12 protein-coding genes are annotated in these 12,087 nt (G+C 53.4%); 8 read left to right on the plus strand and 4 right to left on the minus strand.

Translation table 11 applies throughout. The features are described 5' to 3' along the window. Positions 1-1,246 (minus strand): energy-dependent translational throttle protein EttA (ettA, locus tag KK078_RS29705; RefSeq protein WP_254094556.1); only part of this gene is annotated, 1,246 nt, incomplete at its 3' end. A 304-nt stretch (positions 1,247-1,550) separates the two neighbouring features. Between ettA and KK078_RS29710 the strand changes: the two genes are divergently transcribed. Both KK078_RS29710 and KK078_RS29715 read left to right on the plus strand, forming a co-directional pair. Then, positions 1,551-1,772, plus strand: a complete 222-nt coding sequence (locus KK078_RS29710; RefSeq protein ID WP_039751840.1) for a DUF2795 domain-containing protein — start codon at positions 1,551-1,553, stop codon at positions 1,770-1,772. A 183-nt stretch (positions 1,773-1,955) separates the two neighbouring features. After that, entirely contained in the window at positions 1,956-2,636 is a 681-nt protein-coding gene (locus tag KK078_RS29715; RefSeq protein WP_254094557.1) for an OmpA family protein, read from the plus strand. A gap of 147 nt (positions 2,637-2,783) precedes the next feature. Here KK078_RS29715 and KK078_RS29720 read toward each other — a convergent pair whose 3' ends face one another. After that, complete coding sequence (locus KK078_RS29720; protein WP_254094559.1) at positions 2,784-3,464, minus strand: 2-C-methyl-D-erythritol 4-phosphate cytidylyltransferase; 681 nt, start codon at positions 3,462-3,464, stop codon at positions 2,784-2,786. A gap of 83 nt (positions 3,465-3,547) precedes the next feature. Here KK078_RS29720 and KK078_RS29725 point away from each other — a divergent pair, with 83 nt between their 5' ends. Then, positions 3,548-4,072 (plus strand): 5' nucleotidase, NT5C type, encoded by a 525-nt coding sequence (locus KK078_RS29725; protein ID WP_254094561.1) that lies wholly within the window; start codon positions 3,548-3,550, stop codon positions 4,070-4,072. 75 nt (positions 4,073-4,147) lie between these two features. Here the strand turns inward: KK078_RS29725 and queA are convergent, their stop codons facing one another. Further along, entirely contained in the window at positions 4,148-5,194 is a 1,047-nt protein-coding gene (queA, locus tag KK078_RS29730) for a tRNA preQ1(34) S-adenosylmethionine ribosyltransferase-isomerase QueA (RefSeq protein WP_254094563.1), read from the minus strand. Positions 5,195-5,394: 200 nt separating this feature from the next. Here queA and KK078_RS29735 point away from each other — a divergent pair, with 200 nt between their 5' ends. After that, complete coding sequence (locus KK078_RS29735) at positions 5,395-6,663, plus strand: ABC transporter permease (RefSeq protein ID WP_254094565.1); 1,269 nt, start codon at positions 5,395-5,397, stop codon at positions 6,661-6,663. A 173-nt stretch (positions 6,664-6,836) separates the two neighbouring features. Here KK078_RS29735 and recA read toward each other — a convergent pair whose 3' ends face one another. Further along, the gene (gene recA, locus KK078_RS29740; protein WP_254094567.1) at positions 6,837-7,889 is read right to left on the minus strand and encodes a recombinase RecA; all 1,053 of its coding nucleotides are present in this window, start codon (positions 7,887-7,889) and stop codon (positions 6,837-6,839) included. 258 nt (positions 7,890-8,147) lie between these two features. Here recA and KK078_RS29745 point away from each other — a divergent pair, with 258 nt between their 5' ends. The 4 genes from KK078_RS29745 (at position 8,148) to KK078_RS29760 (ending at position 11,904) form a co-directional block, all read left to right on the plus strand. Next, a complete protein-coding gene (locus tag KK078_RS29745) occupies positions 8,148-9,194 on the plus strand; it encodes an aminopeptidase (RefSeq protein WP_254094569.1) in 1,047 nt (348 codons plus the stop codon). Between the two features lie 177 nt (positions 9,195-9,371). Continuing rightward, positions 9,372-10,061, plus strand: a complete 690-nt coding sequence (locus KK078_RS29750) for a response regulator (protein WP_254094571.1) — start codon at positions 9,372-9,374, stop codon at positions 10,059-10,061. A gap of 33 nt (positions 10,062-10,094) precedes the next feature. Continuing rightward, positions 10,095-11,177, plus strand: a complete 1,083-nt coding sequence (locus KK078_RS29755) for a sensor histidine kinase (protein ID WP_254094573.1) — start codon at positions 10,095-10,097, stop codon at positions 11,175-11,177. Positions 11,178-11,214: 37 nt separating this feature from the next. Further along, positions 11,215-11,904 carry an RluA family pseudouridine synthase gene (locus tag KK078_RS29760; RefSeq protein ID WP_254094575.1) on the plus strand — a complete coding sequence of 230 codons (690 nt, stop codon included), beginning with the start codon at positions 11,215-11,217 and terminating at the stop codon, positions 11,902-11,904. Positions 11,905-12,087: the final 183 nt, after the last annotated feature.

Below are 12,087 nucleotides of genomic sequence, written 5' to 3' on the forward strand. Positions count from 1 at the left end.
GCGTAAACGAGACAGCGGTATCTTCGGGCTTGAGGTCGTCGTGCTCCTGGTCGACGTACGCGATCTTTACCGTCTCCCCCACGTCGAAGCTGCCCGCATTGGGTTGCTCTTTGCCGATGATCATTTTAAAGAGCGTGGTCTTACCCGCACCGTTGGGGCCGATGATGCCCACAATGCCGGCCGGGGGCAGGGAGAAGGTGAGGTTCTCGTAGAGCAGCTTGTCGCCGTAGCCTTTGGCCACGCCGTTGGCTTCGATCACCTTGTTGCCCAGACGGGGTCCGGGCGGGATGAAGAGCTCCAGTTTTTCTTCGCGCTCCCGGGTCTCCTGGCTCAACAGCTTCTCGTAGGCGCTCAAGCGGGCTTTGCCTTTGGCCTGGCGTCCTTTGGGGTTCATGCGCACCCACTCGAGCTCGCGCTCCAGGGCTTTCTGACGTTTGGACTCGCTCTTTTCTTCCTGGATCAGGCGTTTCTGTTTCTGGTCCAGCCACGACGAGTAGTTGCCCTTCCAGGGTATGCCTTCGCCGCGATCCAGTTCCAGGATCCAGCCGGCTACGTTATCGAGGAAGTAGCGGTCGTGCGTTACGGCTATGACGGTACCCTTGTATTGTTTCAAATGTTGTTCGAGCCAGTATACCGACTCGGCGTCGAGGTGGTTGGTGGGTTCGTCCAGCAGCAGTACGTCGGGCTCCTGCAGCAACAGGCGGCAGAGGGCTACCCGCCGTTTCTCACCACCCGACAGGTGTTCGACGCTCGCCTCGCCGGGGGGACAGCGCAGGGCATCCATGGCACGCTCCAGCTTGTTGTCAAGCTCCCAGGCGTTGGCCGCGTCGAGCTTTTCCTGGATCTCACCTTGTTTGGTGATGAGCTTATCCATGGCGTCGGGATCTTCCATGACGGCGGGGTCGGCAAACTTTTCGTTGATGGCTTCGAACTCCTTCAACAGCGCTACAACGTCCTTCACGCCTTCTTCGACGATCTCTTTTACGGTCTTGGTTTTGTCGAGCTGCGGCTCCTGCTCCAGGAGGCCGACGCTGAAGCTAAGGTCTGACACCACTTCTCCCTGAAACTCTTTGTCGATCCCGGCAATGATGCGCAGGAGCGAAGATTTTCCGGAACCGTTCAGACCCAGTACGCCGATCTTGGCGCCATAAAAAAAGGATAGATAAATGTTTTTCAGGACCTGTTTGCTGGGCGGATAAATCTTATTTACGCCAGCCATCGAGAAAATGATCTTTTCGTCAGCCATGATTAAAATAAATTGTGGAATTGCGTAGTTGAAGTAGTAACCGGTTGCCGGGAAAAGACCAGGGGCACGGGATATCGACCTAACTGCGTTGTATTGGCCGCAAATATGGTTTTTTTACTTTACAGTGCCCAGATTTTCTGCAGTTCTTTGATTCTTTCAGGGAATTGAACTTTCCTTGGCTATCAAGCGGTTACCCAGGCGATATACCACCTATGAAGTCAAAAAGCGACAGAACGGCGATGACTGTTGACTCTTTACTAATTAATTTTATTTTTGCGAAAAATTAAAAGGAGGATTTAAGCATATGTACTGGACTCTGGAACTTGCCTCTTACCTGGAAGATGCGCCCTGGCCGGCGACAAAAGACGAGCTCATCGACTACTCTATCCGTTCCGGTGCTCCACTGGAGGTAGTAGAAAATCTCCAGGAACTCGAAGACGACGGGCAGCCGTATGAGAGCATTGAAGAAATATGGCCGGACTATCCTACGAAGGAAGACTTCTTTTTTAACGAAGACGAATATTAACAGACCCGCTGGCGGGTATTTTTTGTAACCAGAAAGAGGCTGCCCCTTGGGTGGCCTCTTTGCTGTTCGGACCGGTCCATTCACCGGATTATACCGTTACCCGGCAGCATTATCAGAACGACAGCGTTTACTAACGTGTGTCGTCCACGATTAAAAGCCATCTAAACTATTACGAGTATATCTATGGTACATTTTTTCCAAGGCAGAAGCATCATTGCGTATCTGCTCACCGTTTGCATCCTGCTGGCCTCTTGCCAGAACACCAACAAAGCCACGAAGGGGGCCATCATCGGCACGGCAGGCGGCGCTGCTGCCGGCGCTGTGATCGGCAAGGTAGCCGGTAATACCGCTGCCGGCGCCATCATCGGTGCGGCGGTGGGGGGCACCGCGGGGTATTTCATCGGCCGTTACATGGACCGCCAGGCTGCCGAGCTGAAGAAAGACCTCGAAGGTGCCGAAGTGGAACGTGTAGGCGAAGGCATCAAGATCACCTTCCACCAGGGCATTCAGTTTGCCGTCAACTCTTCCGAGCTAACCGCTTCTTCAAAAACCAACCTGCAGGATCTGGCGAAGGTGTTGAATAAGTATTCTGATACGAATATCCTCATCGAGGGGCACACCGACTCTACGGGTAAGCGCGATTATAATCAATCGCTTTCTGAAAAACGTGCGGCGTCGGTGTCGACTTATCTGAAGACGCTGGGGGTGACGGGTGTGCGGATCACGACTGTGGGGTATGGTCCCGACCAGCCGGTGGGGGATAATGCGACGGAATATGGTCGTCAGCAGAATCGCCGGGTGGAAGTGGCGATCTTTGCGAACGATAAATTGAAGAAGAAGGCGGAGAAGGGGGAGATTGGGTAATATCCAGGCCAGCAACGGATTCTATGCCAGTCTGGAGACTGGCACAATGCCAGGCACAAGTGTCCGCCCTGAAACAGGGCTAGAAATCGCCAGATGCGCACTTTAGACGGGAGGCTTAGCCTCCCGTCTTTTTTATAGTTTGTTCTTCTATTGGCGGGCAGTCAAGAGCGCTTCGGCAACTATCAAATCTTCTGGTGTGGTGATCTTCAGATTATCATAGCTCCCCTCAAAGAGGGAAATAGTATGTCCCGCCCGCTCGGCGACACTGGCATCGTCTGTCAGCGTAGCGTCTTCGGGTAACGCGTAGGCTTGCTGGATAAGATCCAGTTTAAAGGTCTGTGGAGTTTGAATGAGGCGGTACTGCGAGCGATCTACCGCGCGCGTATGGTGCTGGTCTGTTACGCGTATGGAATCTTTAAGCCTTACGGCAGCTACGGCGCTGCCGTGTACAGCGGCGAGGCGGAAGGAGGCAGCAATGATATCTTCGCTGATCAATGGGCGCACGCCGTCATGTATAGCTACCAGGCCGGCGCCGTGAATGTGGCGCAGGCCGTTTTGTACCGACTGAAAGCGCGACGCGCCGCCGGTTACGATCTGCAGGGGACGCGTGAAGGCATGCTGCCGGCACAGTGCCTCCCACGTTGGCCGGTCTTCGTCAGGCAGGACCAGGATCACGTGTACGGTGGCGGAGTAGCGGTAAAACGCGTCGAGGGTATGCATCAATACCGGCCGCCCGTTTATTTCCAGGAACTGTTTGGGCAGACTGGTCTTCATGCGGGTGCCTTTGCCGCCGGCGACGATCAGCGCATATTCGGGTTGTGCAGACATGGTGCAAAGGTGCATAAAAGAAGGCATTGGTGGGCGTCATTTATTTGAATAGCTTTAGGGACACAGGAGTATGTCGATCAGTCATGCAACGAATAGCCATTGATATGGACGAGGTGATCGCCGATGCGTATCACCGTTTTTTTGAGTGGTACGAGCGGGATTTTAATTGCAGGCTCGACCCGGAGCTTTGTCGTGGAAGGTATCTGCGCGATGCAGTACCGGCCGATCATCGCAGCCATGTGATGAAGTATGCGCATACCGAGGGGTTCTTCAAAGATCTGCCCGTGATGCCCGATAGCCAGGAGGTGATCCGCGAGCTGTCGAAGAAGTACGAGATCTTCATTGCCAGCGCGGCGATGGAATTCAAGATGTCGCTCGTACACAAGCTCGAATGGATGAACGAGCATTTTCCTTTTATACCGTGGAATAATATTGTGTTCTGCGGCTCCAAAAGCATTATCAACGCCGATTACCTCATCGACGACCATATACGCAACTTCAAGGGCTTTGAGGGACAGGGCATCCTGTTCACGTCGCCGCACAACGTCAACGAGCCCTGGTCGCCGCGGGTCAACAGCTGGCGTGAGGTGGCGTCGCTGTTATTATAGCCGCGGAGTGGTATAAAACAAAGCGGTCCCGACATTGTCGGGACCGCTTTGTCATGGTTATGATGAGGACGCTGCTTAGATGATCAGCATGGCGTCGCCGTATGTCAGGAACTTATATTTTTCTTTCCGTGCTACTTTGTACGCTTCCATGACGACGTCATAGCCGCCGAATGCTGCCGCCATCATCAGGAGGGTAGACTCCGGCATGTGGAAGTTGGTGATCATCGCGTTGCAGATCTTGAAGTCGTACGGCGGGAAGATGAACTTGTCCGTCCAGCCTTCGCGTGCCTTCAGGCGGTTGGTGGCCGATACGGCCGATTCCAGCGCACGCATGGTGGTGGTGCCGATCGCGCACACTTTGTTTTTATTGTCGAGGGCTTTATTTACGATATCGACGGCTTCGTTGCCTACAATAAAGTTTTCAGAGTCCATCTTGTGTTTGGTCAGATCTTCTACGTCTACCGGGCGGAAGGTGCCCAGGCCGATGTGCAGGGTGATGTAGGCCATGTCCACACCTTTCAGCTGCAGACGTTTCAGCAGCTGGCGTGTAAAGTGCATACCGGCGGTAGGAGCGGAAACGGCACCTTTGTTTTTTGCAAAGATGGTCTGGAAACGCTCTTTATCTTCAGGCTTGATCTTTCTTTTGATATACTTGGGCAGGGGGGTCTCGCCCAGGGTCTCTACTACTTTGTCGAAGGCAGCAGAGTCGCCGTCGAACAGGAAGCGGATGGTCCGGCCACGGGAGGTGGTGTTGTCGATCACCTCGGCCACCAGGTCGCCGTTGCCAAAGTAGAGCTTGTTGCCTACGCGGATCTTGCGGGCAGGGTCTACCAATACATCCCACAGGTGCATGTCGGCATTCAGCTCGCGGAGCAGGAACACTTCGATCTTGGCACCGGTCTTTTCTTTGCGGCCGTACAGACGTGCCGGGAACACCATGGTGTCATTGCCTACCATCACGTCGCCATCGCCAAAATATTCAACGACATCCTTGAATACCTTGTGTTCGATCTTGCCAGAGTCTTTATGCACGACCATCAACCGGGACTCGTCACGGTTTTCTGCTGGGTCTAGGGCTATAAGGTTGTTGGGGAGTTCGAACTTAAATTCCGATAACTTCATATTCGTATAAGCAAAAGACGCCCAATAAAGGGTAAATTTTTAAGAGGTTGCAAAAATAAGGTAACAATTGGCTTTTGCGACAAAATGACCTGTTTTTTTCAGTACTGTAACAAAAATGCGTTTTTTTGGTCTACAGTGAGTAATTCCGGTGCTACCCCGGCCGACAAACCATTCCGCAACCGCTACGTTAGTAGTTTAAAATGAAGACTTTAGGCCAGATTTTCGAGAGTTTCAGGTTTGCCTGGACGGCATTGCGTTCCAATATCCTTCGTACCGTCCTCTCCTTGCTGGGGGTGACGGTGGGCATTTTCGCCATTATCTTCGTACTCACCCTGGTCGATTCCCTGGAAAAAAATATCAAAGACAGTTTCAAGTTCGTGGGGAGTAACGTCATTTACCTGGATAAATGGCCCTGGTTGCCTGAAAATGAGGGCGAGGAGTACCGCTGGTGGGATTTCCTCCGCCGGCCTACACCTTCTGTCAATGAGTTTAAGTTCCTGCAGGAAAACCTCAAGCACGCCAGCAGCCTGTCCATTTTTGCCGAGCACGGCAGCATGACGGTTAAACACAAAAGCAACAGCATCGGGGAGGTGCGGCTGGTCGGTGCCAGCGAGGGCTATGACAATATCTTTAATGTGAACATTGAGTACGGCCGTTACTTTACGGCCGATGAGCTGGGTGCCGGCCGCAATGTGGTGGTCATTGGCAACGAGGTGGCGAAGGTGCTGTTCCCCTTTCAGGATGACCCCACGGGTGAGACCGTGAAGATCCGCAACCGCAAGTTTGTCGTTATCGGTGTAGTAAAGAAAGAGGGGCAAAGCTTTCTCGGCACGCCCAGCAACGACTATGTCACGATCATTCCCTATAACGGCTTTCGCAAATTTTATCAGACCGGCACCGGGCGGTGGAATGAGCTCGAGTCGGGCATCGGCCTGCGGGGCTATGAGTCGGACTTTGGACTGGTAGAGCTGGAGAACGAAGTGCGCGGCGTGATGCGCGTGCGGCGTGGGCTGCGACCGGTAGAGAAAGACGACTTTGCCATTAACCGGCCGGAGGCGCTGGCGAATATTATCGGCAGTCTCTTTGATGTCATTGGTGTGGCCGGCTGGCTGATCGGCGGGTTCTCAATGCTCGTAGGGGGCTTTGGTATTGCCAACATCATGTTTGTGTCGGTGAAGGAACGCACGCCTATTATTGGATTGCAGAAGTCGCTGGGCGCGAAGAATTACTTTATTCTCTTCCAGTTTTTATTCGAGGCAATCTTCCTGAGCCTGATCGGGGGGATGATGGGATTGATCCTGGTGTTTTTGCTTACGCTGATCCCGATGGGGAGCCTGGAGGTGGTGTTGTCGATCAACAATATTGTGTTGGGGCTGGTGGTGTCGACGGTGATCGGGTTGGTGTCGGGTATTGTGCCGGCGGCGCTGGCGGCGAGGTTGGATCCGGTTGATGCTATCCGGGCTACGTAGGCTGTGTGGCTCGAAATGGTTACGCCCCTACAGGGCTTGAATGCCGGTTATAAATCCGTTACCCCAGGCCTTTAGCCTGGGCTATTATATTACGCCCTTACAGGGCTGACTGGAATCAAGAACAGCGCGGCTTTTGACCGCGCTGTTTTTGTTTATGGATTGTATGGCTAACACTATTCGTCTTCTTTGTCGACAGCTTCCAGCACTTTTTTGCCTTCTTCGCCGGCGATCTTTTCTTTGATCTTGGCTTCGAGCTCGTCCAACAGCTCCGGGTTGTCTTCGATGAGTTGTTTTACGGCGTCGCGGCCCTGGCCGAGTTTATTGCCGTTGTAAGAGAACCATGAGCCTGACTTCTGGATGACGTTGAGCTCTACGCCCAGGTCGATGATCTCACCGGATTTAGAGATGCCGCGGCCGTACATGATGTCGAACTCGACTACTTTGAACGGAGGGGCTACTTTGTTTTTCACCACTTTTACTTTTACGCGGTTACCGGTGATGTCGTCTGCGGCTTCTTTGATCTGGCCGATGCGGCGGATGTCGAGACGCACGGATGCGTAGAACTTCAAGGCGTTACCACCGGTGGTGGTTTCGGGGTTGCCGAACATCACCCCGATCTTTTCACGCAGCTGGTTGATGAAGATACAGCAACAACCGGTCTTGGCGATGGTGCCGGTCAGTTTCCGCAGGGCTTGCGACATGAGGCGGGCTTGCAAGCCCATTTTACTTTCGCCCATTTCGCCTTCCAATTCGCCTTTCGGTACGAGGGCGGCCACGGAGTCGATCACGATGATGTCGATCGCACCGGAGCGGATCAGGTGGTCGGCAATTTCCAGTGCCTGCTCGCCGTTGTCGGGCTGCGAGATCAGCAGGTTTTCTGTATCGATGCCCAGCTTTTCGGCATAGCTCTTATCAAAGGCGTGTTCTGCGTCGATGAAGGCCGCCAGACCGCCGCGCTTTTGTGCTTCGGCGATGCAATGCATGGTCAGGGTAGTTTTACCCGACGATTCAGGGCCGTACACTTCAATGATACGGCCGCGGGGAATACCGCCAATGCCCAGGGCGATGTCAAGGCCCAGCGAACCTGTCGAGATCGCCGCTACGTCTACCACCTTCTCATCGCTAAGTTTCATGACCGTACCCTTTCCGTAGGTCTTATCAAGTTTGTCGAGCGTTAACTGAAGCGCTTTCAGTTTCTCTTTTGCGTCACTTTTTGCATCACTCATATTTCTGTTTTTTTTTCTTAGGGGTAAGTAGAGGGTCAGCCTAAGGCGAAAGTACGACATTGTTAATATGCCTGCTTCGCCCGATCGGGTTATTATTTAATCCGATCTTGAGGTGCCTCGTTCGAATTGATCAACTATTAAAATTAGTTAAAATTCGATTCAAAAATACTATTTAAAATAGAAAATCAAAATTCCCGGTGGGGTCAGGGCTATGTTTTTTGGGATTTGGTTGTATATCTTGGACGTTTTAACGCTTTCATGGCAAAGACGCGCAAAATCCTGAAACGCATCCTGGCGGGCCTTGGCCTGGTCATCGTGGTCCTGCTGGTGATCTACGGCGACCTGGTCTTATATGGACTGCGCCAGGGCTATGGGCAGCTCAACATTATCTGGAATGCCCGCCCGGTGGAGGAGTTCATGCAAGACCCCCACTTTCCCGACTCGCTCAAGGCGCGGCTGCGGCTGATTGACGAGGTGCGCCGGTATGCCGTCGACTCGCTCGGGTTGAAAGACACCGAGAACTATAAAACGTTATACGATCAAAAAGGCAAGGAGGTCATGTGGGTGGTGCTGGCCAGCGAAGCGTTTAAGCTGGCCCCCAAGGAATGGACATTTCCGGTCGTGGGCTCGGTGCCGTACAAAGGGTTCTTCAGCGAGAAGCGTGCCTTTGCGCTGAAGCGCGAATTGGAAGAGGAGGGGTACGATGTGATCGTACGCAACCCCGGTGGGTGGTCTACGCTCGGTTGGTTTACCGATCCTATCCTGAGCAAGATGCTGAGCCGCAGCGAAGGCGATCTGGCCAACCTCATTATTCACGAGATGTCGCACGCTACCATCTTTGTCAAAGACAGCATCGACTTCAACGAGAACCTCGCGACCTTTATCGGCGATCGTGGGGCCGAGCAATTTCTGATTCACAAATACGGTGCTGCCTCCCCGCAGTATACCGAGTATATCGACGAAGACCGCGATTACCTGCACTATGTCGATCACATGCTGCGCGGCGCGGCGATGCTCGACAGTGTATACAGCGCGCTCGATCCGCAGGCGCCGAAAGCGGAGAAGCTGCGCATCAAAGAGGAGGCTATCCGCCGCATCGTTACGAACCTCGATACGCTTTCACTCCGGCTTAACAAACACCCGTCGCAGCGCTTTAAGAACAAGTTACCCAACAATGCATACTTCATGAACTTCCGCCAGTATCAGGCGAAGCAAACAGACTTTATGCGCGCGTGGAAAGAAGACTTCGGCGGGGACTTGCGCGCCTACATTGCGCATCTCAGCCAGGTGTATCCCTTCTTGTAAAACGCTGTCACCCAAAGATAGACGTGTTCTGAGATGTGTGTTTCACACGATTGTGACGCAACATCGACCCGCTGGTATGTTAAGGAATTGTTACGTGCGCTTAAGGAATTATTAAGAAGCGACCCGCTGTTTTTAATAGGTGTTTTTCTGGCTACTTTTGAAGTAAAATGTTGAACTATGGGAAACAAGCAGATGCACAAAGTGCTTGTCGTGGACGATGAAGAACCCATCCTGGAGCTTCTGAAGTACAATTTAGAGAAAGGCGGGTACGATGTGAAAACGGCTTCTGACGGTTCAAAAGCAGTGGACATTGCCAAGCGTTTTGTTCCCGATCTGGTCCTGCTGGACATCATGATGCCCAAAATGGACGGTGTGGAAACCTGCCGGCTGCTGCGCGACATTCCCGAGCTTCAAAAGACTTTCGTGGTGTTCCTGACGGCCCGTTCCGAGGAGTATTCAGAAGTAGCCGCGTTTGACGTCGGCGCCGACGATTACATCACCAAGCCGATCAAGCCCCGCGCGTTGATGAGCCGCATCAGCGCCCTCTTCCGCCGCGATTCGAAGAAAACGTCACCGTCCAGCCTGATCACTATCGGCGACCTGACGATCGACCGCACCAGCTATACCATCAAGATCAACGAGAAGGAAGTCAACCTTCCCAAGAAGGAGTTCGAGCTGCTGTATTTCCTGGCGCAGAACCCCAATAAAGTGTTCAGCCGCGAAGACCTGCTGCAGAACATCTGGGGCTCGGACGTATACGTGCTGGCCCGTACGGTAGACGTGCACATCCGCAAGGTGCGCGAAAAGATCGGCGACGATTATATCACCACCGTAAAAGGGGTGGGGTATAAATTCAGCCTGAATTAATACCGCGGTAACCGATAACGACTATCTTGGGGCATGGTTTACAGTTCGCGTGGTCTGGCCCTGTTGCTGGCGTTTTGCATAGCGTTCATCACTACTCTTTTCCTGTCGCTGTTCCGCAGCATTGACGTGAGCGCCCTGCTGGTGGCGTTTGTCATCAGCTTTTCGGTGTCGTACCTATTGATCTTCGTTGTGCTGGAGTTCCTGATCTTCCGCGAGATCAACAAGGTGTATAAGCTTGTCACCAAGCTCAAGAAAAAAGAGCTGTCGAAGCTCGACAAACAAAAGCCCTCGTCGCTCAACCCGCTCAAGACCATCAACGAAGACATCTTCTCGTTTGCCGAGTTGAAGCAAAAGGAGATCGACGAGCTGAAAAAGATCGAGGCGTTCCGCCGCGAGTTTATCGCCGACGTATCACATGAATTGAAGACGCCGATTTTCGCGGCGCAGGGTTTTGTACACACGCTGCTCGACGGCGCGGTGAACGACAAGACGGTGCGCACCAAGTTCCTGAAGAAGGCCGCCAAAAGCCTTGATGGGTTGGACGTACTCGTGCAAGACCTGCTCACGCTGTCGCACATCGAGACGGGTCAGATCAAGATGCACTTCGAGAGCATCGACATGTATAAGCTCACCGAGGAGGTGTTCGAGCAGTTTGAAGAAAAGGGCGAGAAGCGCAGCATCCGGCTGCGCCTGGAGGGGGCCGAGAACAAGGCCATCGTGTACGCCGACTGGCAGCGCATCAGCCAGGTGATGACCAACCTGATCTCCAACGCCATCAAACATTCGCATGACGACTCCGACGTTGTTGTGAGCTTCGACGTCAGCAAAAAGAATGTGGTGACCCACGTGCGCGACTTTGGCGAAGGCATTCCGACCGAGCACCAGACGCGCATCTTTGAGCGTTTCTATCGCGTGGACAAGAGCCGCAGCCGCGAGAAGGGCGGCACGGGCCTGGGGCTTGCCATTGTAAAACACATCCTGGACGGCCACAACACCCGGGCCGAAGTCGTCAGCGTTCCTGCGAAAGGTTCTACTTTTAGTTTTAAATTGCCGCGGATTAAGCCGGAACCGGCTGATTCCGGCGACAAGAACGATCATCACAAGAACGACCATTAACACGCTTTTGAAGCAATCCAAGCAGACATTCGAAGACATGATCCTCTTTGAGGACGAGGACTATGTATTTGTCAATAAACCGCCTTTCCTGTCCACGTTGGAGGACCGCCGCGAGAAAATAAACCTCCTGGGGCTGGCCCGCGATTACACGGGCGATGCCCAGGTGTGCCACCGCCTGGACAAGGACACGTCTGGTGTGCTGGCCATTGCCAAACACCCGGAGGCCTACCGCCACATGAGCCTGCAGTTCGAGAAACGGCAGGTGGTGAAGGTCTATCACGCCGTCGTAGACGGCAACCACGGCTTCCAGGACACGCTGGTGGACCTGCCCATCCTCAAGCAGGACGACGGCATCGTAAAGATCAGCAAGCGCGAGGGCAAGCCTGCACAGACCTATTTCACCACGCTGGAATCGTACCGGCTACACACCCTGGTGGAATGCCGCCCCGTCACGGGACGCATGCACCAGATCCGCATTCACCTGTCCACGCTGAGCGCCTCTATTACGGGCGACGAAATGTATGGCGGCAAGCCATTTTTCCTTTCGGCTGTAAAACGTGGCTTTAATCTGAAAAAGCAGACGGAGGAGCAGCCGATCATGAAGCGTATGGCGCTGCATGCCTTTTCGCTCACTTTTACGACCCTGGCCGGGGAGGAGAAGACCGTGGAGGCGCCCTATCCGAAGGACATGCGGGTGCTGATCAAACAGTTGGGAGAGAACCGATAGGCCTGACCCGATGTAGCCCGGGGATATGTCTGGTATGGCTCAGGGATATGTGTGGTATAGCTTTGATACGGGTAATGTATGGCTTTGATACGGGTATGATAGGGCTTTGATACGGGTATGATAGGGCTTTGATACGGGTAATCCTTCGGTGGAGATTGGATTTGGGGGGTGGCTGATGTTGAT

The organism is Dawidia soli, assembly GCF_018598185.1.
In the GTDB taxonomy this organism is placed as follows: Bacteria; Bacteroidota; Bacteroidia; order Cytophagales; family Cyclobacteriaceae; genus Ohtaekwangia; species Ohtaekwangia soli.